The sequence below is a fragment of the Pandoraea sp. CB10b_02 genome, assembly GCF_002216225.1.
Lineage (GTDB): Bacteria > Pseudomonadota > Gammaproteobacteria > Burkholderiales > Burkholderiaceae > Pandoraea > Pandoraea nosoerga.
This window is the reverse complement of the sequence record NZ_NJGW02000003.1, coordinates 152,570-172,317: the sequence shown is the minus strand read 5'-3', so window position 1 is coordinate 172,317 and position 19,748 is coordinate 152,570. Positions and strand designations below refer to the sequence as shown.

The following is a 19,748-nucleotide window of genomic DNA, read 5'->3' as shown; positions in this document are numbered from 1 at the left end:
AATGAAAAATTCGTCGAAATCCTTCGGTCGTCCGCGCCTGCTGGTCGTGGGCTGTGGCGACGTCGGCATGCGTGCGTTGCCGGCCCTCATCCCGCGCTTTCGCGTCTTTGCCGTGACGTCGAGCGACGCCCGGCACGCGGCCTTGCGCGCGGCCGGCGCGATTCCGGTCATCGCCAATCTCGATGATGCCGCCAGCCTGCGCCGCATCGGCCGTCTGGCCCCTCGCGTGCTGCATCTCGCGCCGCCCGCCGCAGTCGCCGGCAACGGTTCGCGGGATCTGCGCACGCGCCGCTTGTGCGCCGCGCTGGGGCGAGCGCCCGAACCCGTGATTGTACCCGAGGGGGGGCGGCAAGCCCTGTCACGCCTGCCCAGTGCGGTCCGTCGAATCCTCGTGTATGCCAGCACCAGCGGCGTCTATGGCGACTGCGGGGGCGCGCATATCGATGAGACCCGGACACCGGCGCCGCGTTCGCCGCGCGGCCAGCGCCGCGTCGACGCCGAGCGCACGCTGCGCGCGCTCGGCCGCCCGTCGCGCCACGCGCGCGCGGCGCGCCGCTGGCTCGCGGCTGGCCCGTCGCGCCGACTGACGCCCGCGGGCGCGGGGGTGCAGGCAGCGTGGCGACGCCCCGCGCCCGCCCGAACTCCGTGGCGCACCACGCTCGTTCGCATCCCGGGCATTTACGCGGCGGACCGCCTGCCGGTGGCGCGCCTGCAACGAGGCACGCCCGCCCTTCGCCCGGAAGACGACGTCTTCACCAACCATATTCACGCCGACGATCTCGCCGCGATCCTGGTCCGCGCGATGTGGCGCGGCAAGCCGCAGCGCGTCGTACACGCGAGCGACGACACGCAATGGCGCATGGGAGAGTATTTCGATCGCGTGGCCGACGCATTGGGGCTGCCGCGCCCGCCGCGCGTCTCGCGCGAGGCGGCCGGGCGCGTGTTGGAGCCGACGTTGCTCTCGTTCATGTCGGAGTCGCGACGGCTCTCGAACGCGCGCCTCAAACGCGAGCTTGGCTACCGGTTGAAGTACCCCGATGTCGCCGCGCTGCTCGCCGTCCTTCCTCCGCAACGTCCATGACCGCTCGCGCCGCGCCTCACGGCGAGCTATCGAACGTCTCGCCCAATGTCCCGCCCAGCGCCTTGACGAGCGTGAGCGTGGCGTCGATCTGATCGAGCCGCGACTGCGCGGCGTTGCGCCGGGCCTGACGCGCGAGGCGCTGCGCGTCGAGCCAGCTCTGCAGGTCGATGTCACCGGCGCGGTAACGCGCGCCCGAGAGTTCGGCCGCGCGTTGCGCAAGCGTGGCGGCCCTGGCGAGCGACGCGTATTGCGACGCCGTGGCCCCGCGCGCCGTCAACGCATCCTCCACTTCGTTCAACGCGCTCAGCAGCGCGTTGCGAAACGACGCCACCGACTGCTCGTAATCATTGCGCGCGATGGCCGTCGTGAAGCGCGCCGTCTGGACCTGGAGGAATGGCAGCGCGATCGTGGCGGCGAGCGTGCCCACGGGATTGGCGAGCAGCCGCGAGAGCGAATCGCTGGTCGTGCCGGCCGTGCCCGTGAGCGTGAACGTCGGATAGAAGGACAGCCTGGCCGCGTCCACGTCGGCGAGCCGTGCGCGCACCCGCGTCTCGGCGGCGGCCAGATCGGGGCGCCGCGCGAGCAGCGACGCCGGCAGCCCGGGCGAGACTTCCGGCAGGTACGCCTGTGCCAGCGACACGTTCTCGGCGAACCGCGTTTGCGGCGGCAGCCCGAGCGCCACGGCAAGCGAGTGCCGCGCCGCATCGCGCAGCCGCTCCCAATTGGCGAGCGCGCCTGCCACTGCGTCGCGATCCTGATGCGCCTGCACCGGGTCGATGCCCGACACCGCACCGGCCCGGCGCTTCGCTTCGACGAGCGCCACGACGTGTTCGGCGGCGCGCAGGTCCTCCTGTGCGCTCGACACGTTCTCGTTCAGATACGCCACGCGCCAGTACAGCGACGCGACCTGGCTCGATAGCGAGAGCGCGGCGGCACGCCGGTCCCATGCGCTCGCCGCGGCCTGCCAGTGGGCGGCGTCGCGCTGCGCCGCGAGCTTGTTCCAGACGTCGACCTCATACGTGATGCTGACGCTCGCGCCCGACACCGTCTGCGTCTGCCCGTTGTAGGGGGCGCGATTGCCATCGAGCGCGCGCGACTTCGATCCGGTCACGGACGCCGAAAACTGCGGCCATCGATTCGCGCCGGCGAGACCGGCCTGCAGCGCGTCGCGATCGGCTTGCAGCGCCTTGATGGCGAGGGCCGGATTGGCAGCCAGCGCCTGGGAAATGAGCGTGTCGAGCTCCGGATCGCGAAACGCATGCCACCACGGGTCGATGTCGGCGGCCTCGGGCGCGCCGGCAACGGATCGGGACGCGGCAACGGCCGCCGCGCCGTCGAGCGTCGTTTGATACTGCGCGGGAATGTCGAGGGCGGGGCGCTCGTATGTCGCGCGCGTGAGACTGCATCCGCACACGAGTGCCGCGGCGGCGAACGCGCCCGCCGTGGGCAGCGTCGCCGCCGCGCGTGCGACGAGGGCATGGCGAGCGCGCCGAAGGCGATGAAGGTGGTGAAGCGGGCGAGGCAATCCTGTCGAGCGAATCATCAGATCTGTCAAAAAGACCCCCGCGCGCGACACCGAATCGCGCGCGGGGTTTGAAAAACCACCCCGGGCTGTACAGGGGGGAGCCACGGGACGGTTGGGGGGCAAAATCACTCACGAGCCAGCGCGTCGACGGGATCGAGCCGTGCCGCGCTGCGCGCGGGCCACCAGCCGCTTGCCATACCGATGGCGCTCGCGCACGCCACGGCCGCGACAAACGTGCTCACGGAAAACACCACGGCGATCTGCGGCACGAACAGCGTCACGAGCCGGCCGATGACATACGACAGCGCCACGCCGACGGCGCCGCCCATCAGGCATACGAGCACCGCTTCGATGAGGAACTGTCGCAGGATGTCCTGACGGCGTGCGCCGATTGCCCGCCGGATGCCGATCTCGCGCGTGCGCTCGGTGACCGACACCAGCATGATGTTCATGACGCCGATGCCGCCGACGACCAGCGAGATGAGCGCCACGAACGAGAGCAGCAGCGTGAGCATCTGGCTCGTGCGGGAGATCGACTTCACGATCGTGTCCATGTTGAACGTGAAGAAGTCCTTCTGGCCGTGCGCGTGTGTGAGCACGCGGATGATCCCGGCTTCGGCGGCGGCCGGCGGATGGCCGTCTACCACGCGCACGGTGATCGACTCGAGGTGCTGCTGCCCCGACAGGCGGCTGGCGACCGTCGTCCACGGCACATACACGTTGAGCGAGCGGCTCACGAACATCGACGACTTGTCGCGTATCACGCCGATGATGCGCAGCGGCAGCGATCCCGCGAGCACGATCTGTCCGATGGGATCGCCGCCGTTGGGCATGAGCTTTCTGAGCGCGTTCTCGCCGATTACGGCGACTTGCGCCTGACGCTCGATCTCCTTGGCGTCGAAACTGCGGCCGCGCGCGAGCTTGAGCCCGTTCGCGCGCAGGAAGTCGGCGCCTTCGCCATGCACCTGCGCGTCCGTGTCGAGCCGCCCGAAGCGCACGCGTATCGTGCGCGGGCCGATCTGCGGCGACACGCTGTCGGTGTAGGGCTGCGCGGCGAGCAGCGCGGCGTCGCGCGGCAGCAGCGTGCGAATCTCGGCGGCCTTGTCGTCGTTGAAATCCTTGCCGCGCAGCACCGTGATGGTGTTCGGCGCGATGCTGCCGATGTCGTCGATCACGCGCCGCTTCGTGCCTTCGCCGATCGCCGAGAGCGATACGACGGACGTGATGCCGATGACGATACCGAGCATCGTGAGCCCGGTGCGCAGCCGGTGCGACGCGAGCGCGTGCCACGCCATCGCCAGGCTCTCCGAGAAAGTGGGCCAGCCGGCCAGCCAGGGCCGCCGCCGCGGCTGCTGCTGCGGCTGCTGCTGGCCGGCGCGCGGCGCGGTGACGACGTCGCGGTTCACGTCACCGCTCATGCCGCCGCCTACGTCACCCGACCCGACGCCCCACGCCTCCTCTGCGGCGCGGCCCGGCTTGCGATCGCGACGCGCGGCGCCGTCGGCCTCGCTCACGGGCGGTGTCTCGTTGATGCGATCGCGCACGATGCGCCCGTCCGCGATATCGATGACGCGCTGCGCCCACGCCGCCACGCCCGGGTCGTGCGTCACGAGAATGATCGTGTGCCCGCGCGCATGGAGCTCGCGCAGGATCTGCATGACTTCGAGGCCGCTGCGGCTGTCGAGCGCGCCGGTGGGCTCGTCCGCGAGGATGATGTCGCCGCCGTTCATCAGTGCACGGGCAATGCTCACGCGCTGCTGCTGGCCGCCCGACATCTGCGCCGGGCGGTGCGACACATGCGCGCCGAGGCCCAGACGCTCGAGCAGCGCTGCCGCGCGCGCCGCGCGCGAGGGCTTCGGCGTGCCGGCGTACACGGCCGGCACTTCGACATTGCCCTGCGCCGTGAGATGCCCCATCAAGTGATAGCGCTGGAAGATGAAACCGAAATACTCGCGGCGCAGGCGGGCGAGGGCGTCGTCGGCGAGCGAGGCCACGTCGCGCCCGTCGATCTCGTAGCGGCCCGCGCTCGCGCGGTCGAGGCAACCGAGCACGTTCATCAGCGTCGACTTGCCGGAGCCGGACGGCCCCATGATCGCGACCATCTCCGCGCGGCGAATCACAAGGTCGACGTCGCGCAAGACCGTGACCGCGCTCGCGCCCTCGCCGAAGGTGCGGCAGACGCCTGCGAGACGCAGCAGCGGTTCGCAGGCGCGCGTCACAGAATGCCTCCCGAGTCGGGCGTGGCGCCCGGCGGCGGCGCGTCGGTCGGATCGGCCGTCACCACGCGCTCGCCTTCGGTCAGGCCGTCGAGCGCCTGCGCCATGAGACGGTTGTCGAGCCCCACCTTCACCCAGCGCACGTGTGCGTTGCCCCTCGCATCGAGCACCCGCACGCGATAGCGGCCGTCGGCGCGCTTCTCGCCGAGCGCCACCGACGGGAACGCGAGCGCCTTTTCGATGCGCGCCCGCACGATCGACACCTGCGCCGTCATGTCGGGGCGCAGCACGCCATGCGGGTTCGGCACATCGAACAAGGCGTTGAAGAAGATGGCGTTGTTGATTTTCTCGGGCGAGGGCTGGATCACGCGCAGCTTGCCTTCGTAGCGCGTCTCGGGGGCGCCGAGGATCGTGAAGTACACGTGCTGGCCCTCGCGCACGCGCACGACGTCCGCCTCGGAGACCTGCGCGCGGACCGTCATCATCGAGAGGTCGGCGATCTTGAGAATCGTCGGAATCTGATAGATCGCCGTGACCGTCTGCCCTTCCTGCGTGGTGATGGCGGTGACCGTGCCATTGAGCGGTGCGGTAATGCGTGTGTACGACAGGTTCGTGCGCGCCTTGTCGACCTTCACGTTCTGTTGGCGAATCTGCGAGTCGAGCGACTCGAGCTCGGCCGCAAGCGCATCGCGTTCGGTGCGCGCCTTCTCCAGCTCGCGCGGCGAGGTGGCGTCGTCGTGCGCGAGCAGGCGTTGACGCGCGAGCTCGCGCTCTGCCTGCGCGAAGCGAAGCGATTTGGCACGGCGGTCGGCCGCGAGCGTCGAGAGTCCGGCGGTCGCTTCGCGCAGGTCGTTGTCGCTGGAGGTCGGATCGATTTCGGCCAGCAACTGGCCTTTGGCCACGCGATCGCCGAGCACCACCTTGAGCGAGCGCAACTGGCCGTTCGCCTGCGAGCCGACTTCCACCTGCTTGATCGGCTGGAGCACGCCCGTAGCGAGGACCGCATCTTCCAGATCGGCGCGCACGACCCTGGCGCTCAGATATGCGGGCGGCTTCGGGCGCGGCCATTGCCAGACGGCAATACCGCAGAGCACGACGAGAATGGCCGCGCCAATCTTGCGGCGGCGCGTGAGGCGAAACAGCGGGAGAGGCGTCATCGATCGCGAAAAAACGGGATACCGCAAGGTGCGGACGTGTTGGCGATCCTAATCAAAGAGGGGGCGGCAAACTGTTTTTTGTTGTTGTGACTTTGTGAACGGACGTGAATGGACGTGGGCGGACATGGGCGGACATGGGCGCACATGGGCTGCGTGTGTCGGCCCATTCGGTCTTCTTGTTCCGTTCGATTCCTTGGGGGCGTTTTCCCGTCAGATCCTTCCGGCGTGTCTGGCGTCTTTGGCGTGTTTGGCGCGGCAGCGCCGAAGCGAGAGACTCGCCCGCGCGCGCGCTGCCGTCAGGGCAGCGGCTTTGCGCCGGCCGGCAGTTCGGGATGCGCCGGCGTGGGGTAGGTCAGGCGCGGCAGCGGCGTGCCGGGTCGATGCACCACCAGTTGGTCGACCACGGCTTCTACGTCGGCCGTCTCGCCCAGCGCCTTGAGAAACTTCGCGACGGCAAAGCCCGGTGCGACGCAGCCCTGGACGACGATGATCCGACGCTCGAACGTGAGCCAGAGCGACGTCTGCGCGGCCCATGGAATCTCGGCAGCAATGCTCGAGAGCCGCCGTTGCGCGGCTTCGGCGATCTCCGCGTCGTATCGATAGCTGTTGGACAGCCGGCAGCGCCCTTCGAGCCAGCAGTGATTGCCTTTCTCGATGCGGTGATGGGCGTTGGCAAGCCAGTCCGATTCACGCATGGCGGGCCCGAGCGGTGCGGGGCAATCGGCGATCGCCATGGAAATGTGGAGAAAGGGATCGTGGCCGAAATTGCGTAATTCGTCCGGGGCGGGCGCGGCGAAAGCCGACGTGGGCGGCGCCGAGGCCCCGCCGGGCAAGGCGTTCGGCGCGCCCTGGGCAGTTGCCGTCATGCCCAGGCTCGCGGCCGCGGCGGCGGCCAGCCGGCTGCACAGTGTGAAGATTGCACCGCGCCTATGACGCACATGGCCTCCCATGGTCTGGACGGTCGGCGCCCACGGCGCGGTGACGCCGAGGGGGCGGGCGCGAAAATGGCTATAATTGCGCGCTATATCCGCCAACGTCGCCGAAATTTCGGTTTCGCGAACGCTGATGACTCCCGGTGCGGGCAGGGCAGGCATCGGCGCACCTTACCGATCCTTTCTGAAATAAGGATTGGACGCCATTCTATAAGATGCTTCGGTCAACGCCCGAGCGGACGCGGGGGCAGACTCCGGTGTACTTCGACACCAAGGGAGCACGAACCATGTCTTCAGGCATTGGTGCGCCGGGTTCGGCGCTGCATCGGGCCTGGCGTTTGCCGGGTCAGGGAAAGGCCGCGACGGTGGGCACTCGGCGTGCCGCGTCGTCGCCCGATAGATATACGAACGCGCTGCGTGCGCTTTCGACCGCGCCGGCGCCTGCCGGCCTCACTCAGGACAGCGCCGTGAAGCTGTCGCAGGGGCCGCGCGAACCTCGCCAAACGTAAATTACCGAGAGAGCTTCATGAGTCTGCATGTTCTTCTGGTCGACGACGATCCCGTCGTGCGCGACCTGCTGCGCGAATTGCTGCATGCCAACGGCATGCAGGTCTCGGTGCTGCACAACGGGACTTCGCTGCTGCGCCGGCTCGAGCTGGAGCGTCCGTCGGTGATTCTGCTCGACATCATGATGCCGGAGCGCGACGGGCTGCGCGCGCTGCAGGACCTGCGCGCCGCCGGCGAAGACATTCCGGTGATCATGCTGTCCGCACGCGGCGGCCCGCTTGACCGGGCGCTCGGGCTGGAACTGGGCGCCGACGACTATCTCGTCAAGCCGTTCGACACGCGCGAGCTGCTCGCGCGCATCCACGCGGTGCTGCGCCGCCGCGGACCGGTGGCGGCCAGCGCGCCCGACGCCCGCGCGCCCTACCGCTTCGGCCCGTTCGAGCTCGACTACACGCTGCGCACGCTGCAGCGCGAGGGCGAGCGTCTGCCGCTGCGCGACACGGAGTTCGCCATGCTCAAGGCATTCACGCAGCACCCGATGCAGGTGCTCCCGCGTGTGAAGCTGCACGCCATGCTGTACGGCGATGGCATCACGTTCCGCGATCGCAGCCTCGACGTGCCGGTGTGGCGGCTGCGGCGTCTCATCGAAGCCGATCCGTCCGAGCCGCGCTACATCCAGACGATTCGCGGCAAGGGCTACGTTTTCGTGCCGGGCGGCGAGCTGTCCGGGGATGCGAGCGCCGACGCGCGGGAGCCGTCCGGCAGTCTCGGTGGCATGGGTGGCATGGGTGGCATGGGTGGCATGGGGGGCACGGGCGGCGTGGGGCAGGACGGCGACGACGGCATGGCCCTTGCGGCCCCTGCCGCGGCGGGCAAGCGCGCGGCGCGCGGCTGGCGGGAGTCTGCTGCGTGAGACTGCGTTGGCTGCTGCGCGATACGTTGTTCGCGCGCATGGCGGGCCTGGGCATTGCCGTTTTGCTCGTCATGCACCTCGTGTGGAGCGCGCTCGTGTTCTACCAGCGCCCACGTCAGCAAGTCGACGGCTTCGCGCGCGGCCTGCTCGTCGCCATTCAGAGCGTGGACCAGCGCGCCGTGGATCCCGGCAGCCTCGCGCCGCCGCACGGCCTGCGCCGGGTGCCGCTGGCCGAGGCGCCGACATTCGCCGACAAGCCCAACGATGCGCGCGGCGACCGGCTGCGCAACGAGCTGCGCTCGCACTTGCCGCCGGGCACGCAACTGCATCTGCGCGAGCAAGGCAAGCGCGGCACCCTGTGGGTCTTGCTGCCGCAGCACGACGAGTGGATCGTGATCGGGATGGAGTTGCCGCCGATGCCGCCGTTCGTGCGTGAGACGGCGGGCATTCTGCTCGGCGCCGTGCTGCTCGCCGTGCTCGTCGCCTGGCAGATGCAGCGGCCCATCTCGCGCGTGGCGCAGGCCGCGCGGGCGATCGCGCGGGGACGCCGCCCGGCGTCGCTGCCCGAGCAGGGACCGCATGAACTGCGCGATCTCGCACATGCGTTCAACGACATGGCCAGGCGGCTCGCGCAAGCCGAAGACAATCAGGCGATCATGCTCGCGGGCATTGCTCACGATCTGAAGTCGCCGCTCACGCGGCTGCGCCTGCGCGCCGATCTCATCGAAAACGACGTGTCGCGCGATGGCTTCGCGCGCGACATCGCGTCCATCGATCACATTGTCCAGCAGTTCCTCGCCTATGCACGGGACGAGCACGACACCAGCCCGCTCGTGAGCGTCGACGCCTTCCTGGAGGCGCAATTTCCCGCCGACGACACGGCCGCCGACACGGCCACGGCCACGGCGTCGCCCACGGGTGACGGCGGCGCCTCGCTCTTCGTGCGCGATCTGCGCGCGGGGCCCGATTTCATGCTGCCGCGCACGCTGCTCGACCGTGTGATGTCGAACCTCGTGGACAACGCGCTCGAGCATGGCGAGCCGCCTGTGCGTCTGGCAACGTGGCGTGAAGCGGACATGGGGTGCATCGAAGTGAGCGATTGCGGCGCGGGCATTCCGGACGATCAGGTGGCGCTTGCCATGCGGCCGTTCGTGCGGCTCGATGCGTCGCGCGGCGGCGAGGGCCATTGCGGCCTCGGCCTCGCGCTGGTCGTGCGGCTGGTGGAAGGGCTGGGCGGCGCGGTCCGCGTGGGGCGCGCGCCGCAGGGCGGGCTGCGCGTCGTGTTGCGCGTGCCCACTGCAACGCCCACTGCAACGCCCACGGCCACCACCGTCGCCACCGCCACCACGGCCTCCGTGGCGTCGACCCGGACGACGGCGGTGTAATCCGCGTGCGGCGCGCGAAGCGCTGGACGCTTCGTCCCGATATCGTCAGCGATATCGTTGGCGATACCGTCAGTAGATCTCCGGCACGATCATCGTGTCGGGCACGGGCTGGCGCATGTAGTCTTCGCTGCGGGCGCGCTCGGGCAATACCACGGGGGGGCGCTCCACGTCGTGATACGGCACCTGTGCGAGCAGATGGTGGATGCAGTTCAGCCGCGCGCGCTTCTTGTCGTCGGCCTGCACGACCCACCACGGCGCTTCCGGGATGTGCGTGCGCTCGAGCATCACTTCCTTGGCGCGCGTGTAGCTCTCCCAGCGGCGCCGGCTCTCCAGATCCATCGGGCTCAGCTTCCATTGCTTGAGCGGGTCCTGGATGCGCGCGAGAAAGCGCGCTTCCTGTTCTTCGTCCGAAATCGAGAACCAGTACTTGACGATCTGGATGCCGCTTCGCACGAGCATCTTTTCGAATTCGGGCACCGAGCGGAAGAACTCCTCGTACTCGTCCTCGGTGCAGAAGCCCATCACATGTTCCACGCCGGCGCGGTTGTACCAACTGCGGTCGAACAGCACCATCTCGCCGGCCGCGGGCAGGTGCTGGACGTAGCGCTGGAAGTACCACTGCGTGCGTTCGCGATCGTTGGGCGCGGGCAGTGCGGCCACGCGGCATACGCGCGGATTCAGGCGCTGCGTGATTCGCTTGATGGCACCGCCCTTGCCGGCGGCGTCGCGGCCTTCGAAGATCACCACGATCCGGTGGCGGCTGCGAATCACCCAGTCCTGCAGTTTGACGAGCTCGCCCTGCAGGCGGAAGAGTTCGCGGAAGTAGTGCAGACGGTCGTTGCGGGCGCTATCGCCCAGATCGTTCAGGCCGGGCAGGCGGAGATCGTCGATCTCCATCTCGATTTCCTCGTCGTAGCTGTCGATGAGGTCGTCCTGCAAGCGGCGCGCGATCGAGGCGTCGTGGTCGGCGTCGGAATCGAATGGGGTCATGGCGACGGTCTCTTGCGGCCAGAAATCACAATGGGCGCCCGCGGGCGGCGGACAACGAAAGGTGCGCTCGGCGAGGCACCCCAAGTATGCGACGTTTTTATGACAATCGCATGGCGTTGCGGCACATCCGGCGGGCACATCCGGCGGCGCAGTCCCGGGGCCGGGCCCCGCCGGGCGGACGCCCGCGCCGATCCGGCGGCTGCGGGCAAGCGGCGTGAATTGTCACGAAAGTGAAATATGACATTGCCATGATGCCAAATCCCGTCACCGCCATGCAGGCGATTTCCGCCATCTCCCCTCGTTTCGCCAGGACGCCGCGCGCATGTTCGCTGATCTGATCCATAACGCTTACGGCTGCGACCAGGCGGGCCTGATCTATGGCTATCGCTTTACCGAAGGCGCGGCGCCCGAGCCGGTCGACTCCGGCGATGCGCTCGCCTGGCTGGCGCAAGGCGAGCGGGCCGACGGTTTCCTGTGGCTGCATTTCAACTTCGCGCACGCCGCATGCGAGAAGTGGCTGCAGCAGCATCTCGCGTTGCCCGGCGAATTCTACGAGAGTCTCGGCGAAGGCTCGCGCTCCACGCGCATCGAGCACTCCGACGACTGGCTGCTCGCGGTCATCAACGATGTGATCTTCGCGTTCGACATCGCGCAGTCCGAGATTTCGACGCTTCGCGTGGCCGCCAACGCGCGGCTGCTCGTGACCGGGCGCGTGAAGCCGTTGCGGTCGATCGACAAGCTGCGCGCGTCGGTCAAGCGCGGCGATGCGTTTCGCTCGCCGTTGGCGCTGCTCGTGCATTTGCTGCGCGACCAGGCGGACGTGCTCGAGCGCATCGTGCGAGAGACGAGCGGGCGCGTCGACACGGTCGAGGACCGGCTGTTGCAGCAACGCGTGGAGAGCAACCGCGCGGACCTGGGCTCGTTGCGGCGGGTGCTCGTTCGCCTGCAGCGGCTGCTCGCGCCCGAGCCGGCGGCGCTATTCCGGCTGCTGAGCCGACCTCCGGCATGGGGGCATGCGGAAGACGTGCAGGAGTTTCGCCAGGCGACCGAAGAATTCGCGGTGGTACTCAACGACCTGTCGGCGCTGCTCGAACGCATCAAGCTGCTGCAGGAGGAAATCGCGGCCATGGTGAGCGAGCGCACGGACCGCACCATCTACACGCTGACGGTCGTCACCGTTCTCGCCTTGCCGATCAATATCGTGGCGGGCTTCTTCGGCATGAACGTGGGCGGCATTCCGCTGGCCGATCACCCGCATGGGTTCTGGGTACTGGTGGCGCTTGTCGCGACCGGTACGGCGGCGGCGGGATGGTGGGCGTTTCGCCGCCGGCCCGACTGAGCGCCGTCGCGCGCGCGTCGGGCGAGCCGCCGCGCCCGTCCCGTCACCGCACCCCCGGTATCCGATCGAAGGCGGCGAGCACCTGGGCGGGATGAATGGCGCGCGTGCACTCGAACGCGCGCGGCGTGCCCTTGTGGCGCGGGCACCAGTGGAAATCGTCGTGGTTGTAGCGCAGCGCCGGATCGTGCCAGCAGCCCGTGCATACGCCCTCGGAGATCACGCGGTACGGCGTTGCAAATTCGTTGTGCGGCAGCGTGAAGCCCGAAATCAGCACGGTCGGCGTGCCCATCGTCCACGCCAGCCATGACAGGCCGCTCGACAAGCCGACGAAGGCGCTCGCGTGCCTGAGCCAGCGCGCGCGCTCGGTGAGCGGCAAGTCCCCCGTCGCGTCGATGGCCCCTTCCGGAATCGCCTGCCAGAAGTCGCCTTTGCCGTGCCGCGCCTTCTGGTCGATGCACACGACCTGCAGGCCGCGCTCGCGCAGCCCCGCCACGACGGCGTCCCAGCCGCCCGGATGGTTCCAGTACTTGCACTGCGCCGTGCTTTGCACCGCAATGCAGACGTAACGGGCCGCCATTGGCCGGGACGCGTCTGGCAGCGCGGTTCTCGCCGGCGCCTCGGCGTCGTCGACGCCCAGGATGTGAGCCGCCGTGCGATGCAGTCCCGTTTCGCGAAAGTCGCGCGGCTGCTCGACGAGCGCCTTGTCGTCGAAGAACAGGCCCACGTTGTACGTGGCGTAGTACTTGCGGCGCTCCACGTCCTCCTGCGCCACGAAGTCCACTTCGGGATAGGCATCGCGAAAGAGCGCGGCCACCGCCGGCGTGACCACGCACGCGAGGCGGCAGCCGTGCACGCTCGCAAACCGCAGCGCATACGGCAGCCAGCCGAGCACGTCGCCGAGCGCGGCGAGCGGGAACTGGACGAGCACGTCCCGGTCGCGGGCATCGTAGCGGTGCTCGAACACCACGACGTCGTTGAGCCAGATGGTGATGCCATACGGCACGAAGTACTTCGCCGGGCTGCGCACCACGCCGCAGGACAGCGACACGTCGGCAACCGTGGTGTCGTCGCGCAGATCGCTCAGGCGCACGCGCCACGGCAGGGGCTGGCCGAAGTCGGGAATGACGACGCGAGCGCCGTCGTTGAAGTCGTAGCGCAGGCCCGCCGGGCCAACCTGCGTGGGCAGCAGCGCGGGCGAGAGGAAGATCTGGCCCGGCGAGCGCGCGAATGGCGTGGGCGCCGGACGGGGCGCGGCGCTCGGGACATCGGCGGACATCGGGACGGGGGCGGCTTCATTCATGGATGACACCTTACCCTCCGGCGCACGGGAGCAATCGCCGGGCAAGCGCGCCGAAAAGGGCTCAATTCAGGAAATTGGGCGACGTGGGGGACGGTGGGGGCGCCGTGGTCGCCGCAGACGACCTCTCCCGATCTTTCCCGACCTTTCCGTCCCCTTCCGTCCCCTTCCGTCCCCTTCCGTCCCCTTCCGGACCCGTCCGGGCCTTTCCATGCAGGCCGCCGCCCGTCCCGGATCGATCCGGGACCGGCGGCTCGCGCGGCGCGGGGCCGATTCAGGCGCCCGCGCCGTCGGCCATCCCCTGATACTGGGCGCGCAGCGCCTGCGTGAACCGGCGGTGAATGTCGCGCGGATTCTCGCGGCGGGTGAACATGGCCACAGGCGGCAGCGTCCATGTGAGCGACCACGGCACGATGGCCACGCCGGCGATGCGCACGAGCTCTTCGGCAATGTCGGCGGGCAACAGCGACACGGCCCGCTCGCTGCTTGCCAGCAATTCGCCGGTGAGCCGCGACGAAAAACTCTCGACGATGGGCACCGGCGGCACCACCCCCGCATGCAGGAACAGATCCGAGAGCTGGTCGCGCATGGGGGTGTGGGGCGCGCCCATCACCCAGTCGAGCTCGGCCAATTGCGACCAGACCGGGGCGCTGCGCCCGAGCCGGGCGGCCAGCCGCCGGCTGGCGACCACGCGCGGCATCTGGTGGTGAAGTACTTCGAACTGCACTTGCGCGAGGTCGACGCTGGCCGCTGCGCGACCGATCACGACGTCGAGCGTGTGATCACGCAATTGCGCCATGAGCGCGTCGCTGGTCCCTTCGTGGAGGGTGACGGTCAGCCGCTGCGGGATCTGGGCGAGCGTTTGTTGGATGGCGGCGGCGAGCGTCTTGCCGGAGATGTAGGGGATCACGCCAACGTGCAGCCGCGCCGCATGCCCGGCCATCACGGCTTCGATGTCGCGTGTGAGGTGGTCCAGGTCGTGCACCATGGCCTGCGCGCGGGCGAGGACGACTTCGCCCAGCGGAGTCGGCGTCATGCCGCGCGGGGTGCGGTCGAAGAGCGGGCCGCCGAGCATGCTCTCGAGTTCGGCCAGGGCGCTCGTGACGGCGGGCTGGCTCGTCGCCATGTGCTCAGCGACCCGTGTCAGCGACCCGTGCTGCTGGATCTGCAGCAACAGCACGAGATGGCGCATCTTGAGCCGAGTCGTCAGCCGCCGGACCACTTCCCCCGTATCGAAAGGCACCGCGCCCATCTGTCCCCAATCCTCTGAAACCCCCGATGCACGGGGCTTATAACAAAAACATGATGCCCCCATAGTAATTCAGAATCGCCCCCCGCTGGGGGCTGCCTAGAATGGCCTCACCTCCGATGCGCCAGCGCGACAGCCGTCGCCAGAACGGCCGCAGCGCATGCCGGAGCCGAGACATTCAACGAGGACGACACGCCATGAGCACCACCAACGACCAACAGGCCGCCCTGGAGTACCACCAGTTCCCGACGCCGGGCAAGATCTCGGTGACGGCCAGCAAGCCGCTCGTCACCCAGCGCGATCTGGCGCTCGCCTACACCCCGGGCGTCGCGCTGCCGTGCCAGGAGATTGCGAGCGATCCGTCGGCGTCGTTCAAGTACACCGGCCGCGGCAACCTCGTCGGCGTGATCACCAACGGCTCGGCCGTGCTGGGGCTGGGCAACATCGGCGCGCTCGCCTCCAAGCCCGTCATGGAAGGCAAGGCCGTCCTCTTCAAGAAGTTCGCCGGGATCGACGTGTTCGACATCGAGATCACCGAGAGCGACCCGGACAAGCTCGTCGACATCATTGCCAGCCTCGAAGCGACCTTTGGCGGCATCAACCTCGAAGACATCAAGGCGCCGGAGTGCTTCACCGTCGAGCGCAAGCTGCGCGAACGGATGAAGATCCCCGTTTTCCACGACGACCAGCACGGCACCGCCATCACCGTGAGCGCCGCGTTCATCAACGGCCTGAAGGTCGTGGGCAAGGACATCCGCGAGGTCAAGGTGGTGACCTCGGGCGCCGGCGCGGCCGCGCTTGCCTGTCTTGAGCTGATGCTCGAGCTCGGTCTGCCGATCGAGAACGTGTGGGTCACCGATATCGACGGCGTGGTGTACGAGGGCCGCACCGTCGGCATGGACCCCGACAAGGCCCGCTTCGCGCAGAAGACCGACAAGCGCACGCTCGCCGAGGTGATCGAAGGCGCCGACGTGTTCCTCGGTCTGTCGGCCGGCGGCGTGCTCAAGCCGGAAATGCTGTTGACCATGGCGGCTCGTCCGCTGATCCTGGCGCTGGCCAACCCGACCCCGGAGATTTTCCCGCAGGACGCCCGCGCCGCGCGCGAGGACGTGGTGCTCGCCACCGGCCGTTCGGATTTCCCGAACCAGGTCAACAACGTGCTGTGTTTCCCGTACATCTTCCGCGGCGCGCTCGACGTGGGCGCGACCACGATCACGCGCAACATGGAAATTGCCGCGGTGCATGCGATCGCCGGCCTGGCGCAGGAAGAGCCGAACGATTCCGTGGCGAGCGCCTACGGCGCCTACGATCTGTCGTTCGGGCCGGAGTACCTGATTCCGAAGCCGTTCGATTCGCGCCTGATCGTGCGTATCGCGCCGGCCGTGGCGCGGGCCGCGATGGAAGACGGCGTCGCCACGCGCCCGATCGCCGACTTCGACGCCTACGCCGATCAGCTGCAGCAGTTCGTGTATCACTCGGGCGCGTTCATGAAGCCGATCTTCTCGGCGGCCAAGCAGCTCGTGCGCGACGGCGGCAAGGCGCGCATCGTGTTCGCCGAAGGCGAGGAAGAGCGCGTGCTGCGCGCCGTGCAGGTGATCGTCGACGAGAAGCTGGCGCGCCCGATCCTCGTGGGCCGCCCTGAAGTGCTGCTCGCCCGCATCGAGAAATTCGGTCTGCGCCTGCGTCTGGGCGAAGACGTCGAAGTCACGAATCCGTACTACGACGAGCGCTTCCATCAATACTGGACGAGCTACTGGGAGCTGCGCTGCCGCGACGGCATCACGAAGGAAATGGCCCGCGTGGAGATGCGCCGCCGCCTCACGCTCATCGGCGCGATGATGGTTCGCCTGGGCGACGCCGACGGGATGATCTGCGGCACCGTGGGTGCGTACCACGATCATTTGCGCTTCGTGGACGAAGTGATCGGCAAGCAGCCGGGCGCCAACACGTATGCCGCGATGAACATCCTGCTGCTCGACAAGCGCACCGTGGCGCTGGTGGACACGCACGTCAACGACGATCCGAGCGCCGAGCAGATCGCCGAGTTCACGCTGGCGGCCGCCAGGCAGATGTCGTGGCTCAACCTCAACCCGAAGGTCGCGCTGCTCTCGCGCTCGAACTTCGGCTCGGGCAGCGCGGCTTCGGGCACGAAGATGCGCCGCGTACTGGAGATGGTGACGGCGCAGGCGCCGGAGCTCGAGATCGACGGTGAAATGCACGGCGACTGCGCGCTCGACGAGGCGCTGCGCAGCCGCATCCTGCCGCAGTCGCGACTCAAGGGCGCCGCCAACCTGCTGGTGTGCCCGAACGTGGACTCGGGCAACATCGCCTACAACCTGCTCAAGACGGGCGCGGGCAGCAACGTGGCCGTGGGGCCGTTCCTGCTGGGAGTGGGCGCACCGGTCAACGTGCTGACGTCGAGCTCGACCGTGCGCCGCATCATCAACATGACCGCGCTTACCGTCATCCAGGCCAATCGTGACTGAAGTCCGGGCGCGGCTCGCGCTCGGCCAGCTCACCGGCGGCGCGGCGCGCCCGATGACGTTTCGCGATTTCTTGCAGCCCCGGCAGGCCTGACGCGCGCGTCGCCACGAGGCGCCGCCAGCCTTGCCGGGGCCGTGTCCGGGGCCGTGTCGTTTGCGTCGCCGCGTCCTGCCGCGCATGCGGCCTTGGCGGCTTGCCGAGCAGCGTCGTGCAAAGCCATGCCAGCACGCTGCACATCACGAAATAGATCAGCGCCACGAACGCGAACACTTCCGCCGAATAGACCATCAGGCGGCTGTTGACCTGTGTCGCGACAAAGGAAAGCTCCGCCACGCCGACGATGTAGGCGAGCGAGGTGTCCTTCACCAGCGACACCCATTGATTGATAAAGGACGGCGTCATGATACGCAGCGCCTGCGGCAGCACGACGTGGCGCAACGTTTGCACGCGCGTGAGCCCGAGCGACATGCCGGCCTGCCACTGGGCGACACCCACGCCGCGAATTCCGGCATGCACGGTGTGCGACAGATAGGCGCCACCGATCAGCGCCAGCGCGCAGGCGACGGTGGCGAGGCCCGGCACGTTCACGCCAAAGAGGATCGGCAGCAGAAAGTACGTCCAGAAAATCAGCATCAGGACCGGAATGGCGCGAAAGAAGCCGATGAGGAGCGTGAGCGCCCAGCGGGCCGGGCCCGCCAGCATGGCGAGCGCGATGCCGCCGGCCAGACCCAGCGCGCCGGAGGCGACGGCGCTCACGCTGGCGAGCACGAGCGTGAGTGCGGCGCCCGCGAGCGGGCCGTCGGGAAAGTCACCCCACAGCAGATAGGGCAGGTTGTCGAGTACGGCGCGGGCGTTCATGGGGGCGTCCTGAAGGGCGACGTCTGTCGTGCGGCGTCAGCGCGACGGTGCGACGGCGTGGCGGTGCGTGCTCGCCATGCTCACGGCCTCGATCATCGCGATGGTGCCGACGTAGAGCAGCGTGGCGATGCCGAAGGCCTGGAACGTCCTGAAGGTTTCTGTCTCGACCTGGCGCGACGCGTAGGACAGCTCCGCGAGTCCGATCGCCATCGTGAGCGACGAGTTCTTCACCGCGTTCATGTACTGCCCGAAGAGCGGCGGCAGCGCGATACGCACGGCCTGTGGCAGCACCACGTGGCGGAAGACGGCGAAGCGGCTCAGCCCCAACGCGGCGGCCGCATGCGTCTGAGCGGCGGGCACGCCGCGCAGTCCGGCGCGGATTTCCTCGCCGATGAAGGCGGTGGTGTAGACCGTCAGCCCGACGAAGCCCGAGAGCGTCTCCAGGGTCGGCCAGCGAATGTCGAACAGCGTCCAATGCCATGCATGCGGCTGCGAGAGCCACTGCACCGCGCCGGGCGGCAGCAGCGCGGCCACGCCGAAGTACCAGAAGAACAATTGCACCAGCAGCGGCGTGTTGCGCATGGCGGCGACGAACACGGCGGCGGGGCCCGAGAAGAAGGCGCTGCGCGAGTCGCGGGCGAGAGCGAGACCGAAGCCGAGCCAGGTCGCCGTGGCACTTGCGGCGGCGGCGAGCGCGAGCGTCACGCCGAAGCCGTGCAAGAGCCACGCGAGATATTTCGGGGCGAGCCAGTCGATCATGATCGGGCGTTCCAATGCCAGAGGCCGGGCCCGCGTGGCGCGCGTGCGCCATGCGCTCCCGGCCGGCCGACGGGTGAGCGTCAGACCTTGTCGCCGATCTTGAACAGGCGCGGCAGCGGCTGCGTGGTGTTCGGGCCGAACCAGCGGTCGTAGATGGTGGCGGCGGTGCCGTCTTTCTCGAGCGCACGCAGCGTGTCGTTGACGAAAGCGGTCAGTCGCGCCTCGCCCTTGGGCACCCCTACGCCCATGTAGTCGTTCGAGATCGTGAAGGCGGGAATTTCGTAGTTCTGCTTGTCGGGCACGTTCGCGAGCAGGCCGACGAGCTTGGGACCGTCTTGCGTGATGGCTTGGACCGTGCCCGTGCGCAGCGCGGCGAAGGCAAACGGCGTGTCGTCGAAGGCCACGATCGTCGCCTTCGGGAATTTCTCGCGCAGCGTGATTTCGTTGGTCGTGCCCTTGTCGGCGCCGATGCGCAGCGCGTTCAACTGGTCCGGCGATGAGAGCGTGCCCTTTTTCGCGAGGAACTGCTGGCCCGACGAGAAGTATGGAATGCTGAAGTCGATCTGTTTGGCGCGCTCTTCCGTGATCGTGAAGTTCGCCAGTACGAGGTCGACTTTCTTCGACGTGAGGAACGGGATGCGATTGGCAGGGTTCGTCGGCTGGAGCTCGAGCTTCACCCCGAGCTTGTCGGCGAGCGCCTTGGCGTAGTCGACATCGAGGCCGACGATCTTGTGCGACTTCGCGTCGACGTAGCCGAACGGCGGGTTGCTGTCGAACGTGGCGACGCGCAGCACGCCGGCTTTCTTGATGTCGTCGAGCTTGTCGGCGTGAGCGGCAAGCGGCGCGAGAGCCGCGATCGAGAACAGCGATGCCGCGAGGGCGGACACAGCGAGGCTGGCGCGTGGTTTGCGAGTGTGGTTTTGCATGGCCTGTTGGGCTCCGTTTTGCGTAGATCCGTCACTCGTCCCGCCATCGTTCGATGGCGCCGGCGAACAGCATGGACAGACGCCGGCGGGGGACGCGGCTGCGGGTAGCAGCGAGTGGGCCTCTACGATA

The 19,748-nt window shown here is 68.5% G+C and carries 13 protein-coding genes and 2 pseudogenes; 5 read left to right on the top strand and 10 right to left on the bottom strand.

Annotation, left to right across the window (positions count from 1 at the left end; genetic code table 11):
• Position 1: 1 nt before the first annotated feature.
• Positions 2–1,081, top strand: a complete 1,080-nt coding sequence (locus CDN36_RS04225; protein WP_287496062.1) for a Rossmann-fold NAD(P)-binding domain-containing protein — start codon at positions 2–4, stop codon at positions 1,079–1,081.
• A 16-nt stretch (positions 1,082–1,097) separates the two neighbouring features.
• On the opposite strand, the gene CDN36_RS04220 is transcribed toward CDN36_RS04225, so the two are convergent.
• From CDN36_RS04220 to CDN36_RS04205, 4 genes are all read right to left on the bottom strand, one after another.
• Positions 1,098–2,624, bottom strand: a complete 1,527-nt coding sequence (locus tag CDN36_RS04220) for an efflux transporter outer membrane subunit (protein ID WP_287496061.1) — start codon at positions 2,622–2,624, stop codon at positions 1,098–1,100.
• Positions 2,625–2,731: 107 nt separating this feature from the next.
• Positions 2,732–4,825 (bottom strand): MacB family efflux pump subunit, encoded by a 2,094-nt coding sequence (locus tag CDN36_RS04215; protein ID WP_287496060.1) that lies wholly within the window; start codon positions 4,823–4,825, stop codon positions 2,732–2,734.
• Positions 4,822–5,979, bottom strand: coding sequence for a macrolide transporter subunit MacA (macA, locus tag CDN36_RS04210; protein WP_150556350.1), 1,158 nt, complete (start codon positions 5,977–5,979; stop codon positions 4,822–4,824). The genes CDN36_RS04215 and macA overlap by 4 nt, the downstream gene beginning before the upstream one ends.
• Before the next feature lie 296 nt (positions 5,980–6,275).
• Positions 6,276–7,073 (bottom strand): hypothetical protein, encoded by a 798-nt coding sequence (locus CDN36_RS04205; RefSeq protein ID WP_287496059.1) that lies wholly within the window; start codon positions 7,071–7,073, stop codon positions 6,276–6,278.
• 364 nt (positions 7,074–7,437) lie between these two features.
• Here CDN36_RS04205 and CDN36_RS04200 point away from each other — a divergent pair.
• A pseudogene (locus CDN36_RS04200) lies at positions 7,438–8,148 on the top strand (response regulator); the annotation flags it as partial.
• A 179-nt stretch (positions 8,149–8,327) separates the two neighbouring features.
• A complete protein-coding gene (locus CDN36_RS04195; RefSeq protein ID WP_287496058.1) occupies positions 8,328–9,716 on the top strand; it encodes an ATP-binding protein in 1,389 nt (462 codons plus the stop codon).
• Between the two features lie 69 nt (positions 9,717–9,785).
• On the opposite strand, the gene ppk2 is transcribed toward CDN36_RS04195, so the two are convergent.
• The gene (gene ppk2, locus CDN36_RS04190) at positions 9,786–10,706 is read right to left on the bottom strand and encodes a polyphosphate kinase 2 (RefSeq protein ID WP_150556354.1); all 921 of its coding nucleotides are present in this window, start codon (positions 10,704–10,706) and stop codon (positions 9,786–9,788) included.
• Between the two features lie 322 nt (positions 10,707–11,028).
• Here ppk2 and CDN36_RS04185 point away from each other — a divergent pair, with 322 nt between their 5' ends.
• Positions 11,029–12,045: a transporter gene (locus CDN36_RS04185; RefSeq protein WP_150556355.1), complete on the top strand. Its 1,017-nt coding sequence runs from the start codon at positions 11,029–11,031 to the stop codon at positions 12,043–12,045.
• Positions 12,046–12,088: 43 nt separating this feature from the next.
• On the opposite strand, the gene CDN36_RS04180 is transcribed toward CDN36_RS04185, so the two are convergent.
• Together CDN36_RS04180 and CDN36_RS04175 are read right to left on the bottom strand one after the other, a co-directional pair.
• Positions 12,089–13,345 (bottom strand): autotransporter strand-loop-strand O-heptosyltransferase, encoded by a 1,257-nt coding sequence (locus CDN36_RS04180; RefSeq protein ID WP_150556356.1) that lies wholly within the window; start codon positions 13,343–13,345, stop codon positions 12,089–12,091.
• 271 nt (positions 13,346–13,616) lie between these two features.
• A complete protein-coding gene (locus tag CDN36_RS04175) occupies positions 13,617–14,585 on the bottom strand; it encodes a LysR family transcriptional regulator (protein ID WP_150556460.1) in 969 nt (322 codons plus the stop codon).
• 203 nt (positions 14,586–14,788) lie between these two features.
• On the opposite strand from CDN36_RS04175, the gene CDN36_RS04170 reads away from it, so the two are divergent.
• Entirely contained in the window at positions 14,789–17,077 is a 2,289-nt protein-coding gene (locus tag CDN36_RS04170) for an NADP-dependent malic enzyme (RefSeq protein ID WP_150556357.1), read from the top strand.
• 225 nt (positions 17,078–17,302) lie between these two features.
• Here CDN36_RS04170 and CDN36_RS04165 read toward each other — a convergent pair.
• From CDN36_RS04165 to CDN36_RS04155, 3 genes and pseudogenes are all read right to left on the bottom strand, one after another.
• Positions 17,303–17,933, bottom strand: a pseudogene (locus tag CDN36_RS04165) (amino acid ABC transporter permease); the annotation flags it as partial.
• Between the two features lie 36 nt (positions 17,934–17,969).
• Positions 17,970–18,692, bottom strand: coding sequence for an amino acid ABC transporter permease (locus CDN36_RS04160; RefSeq protein ID WP_150556359.1), 723 nt, complete (start codon positions 18,690–18,692; stop codon positions 17,970–17,972).
• An 80-nt stretch (positions 18,693–18,772) separates the two neighbouring features.
• Complete coding sequence (locus tag CDN36_RS04155) at positions 18,773–19,618, bottom strand: ABC transporter substrate-binding protein (protein ID WP_150556360.1); 846 nt, start codon at positions 19,616–19,618, stop codon at positions 18,773–18,775.
• Positions 19,619–19,748 lie beyond the last annotated feature (130 nt).

Bases quoted from the DNA above. Each gene is read 5' to 3' on its own strand.
- CDN36_RS04225 (WP_287496062.1), top strand. From the start codon at position 2: ATGAAAAATTCGTCGAAATCCTTCGGTCGTCCGCGCCTGCTGGTCGTG.
- CDN36_RS04220 (WP_287496061.1), bottom strand. From the start codon at position 2,624: ATGATTCGCTCGACAGGATTGCCTCGCCCGCTTCACCACCTTCATCGC.
- macA (WP_150556350.1), bottom strand. From the start codon at position 5,979: ATGACGCCTCTCCCGCTGTTTCGCCTCACGCGCCGCCGCAAGATTGGC.
- CDN36_RS04205 (WP_287496059.1), bottom strand. From the start codon at position 7,073: ATGCCTGCCCTGCCCGCACCGGGAGTCATCAGCGTTCGCGAAACCGAA.
- ppk2 (WP_150556354.1), bottom strand. From the start codon at position 10,706: ATGACCCCATTCGATTCCGACGCCGACCACGACGCCTCGATCGCGCGC.
- CDN36_RS04185 (WP_150556355.1), top strand. From the start codon at position 11,029: ATGTTCGCTGATCTGATCCATAACGCTTACGGCTGCGACCAGGCGGGC.
- CDN36_RS04180 (WP_150556356.1), bottom strand. From the start codon at position 13,345: ATGAATGAAGCCGCCCCCGTCCCGATGTCCGCCGATGTCCCGAGCGCC.
- CDN36_RS04170 (WP_150556357.1), top strand. From the start codon at position 14,789: ATGAGCACCACCAACGACCAACAGGCCGCCCTGGAGTACCACCAGTTC.
- CDN36_RS04160 (WP_150556359.1), bottom strand. From the start codon at position 18,692: ATGATCGACTGGCTCGCCCCGAAATATCTCGCGTGGCTCTTGCACGGC.
- CDN36_RS04155 (WP_150556360.1), bottom strand. From the start codon at position 19,618: ATGCAAAACCACACTCGCAAACCACGCGCCAGCCTCGCTGTGTCCGCC.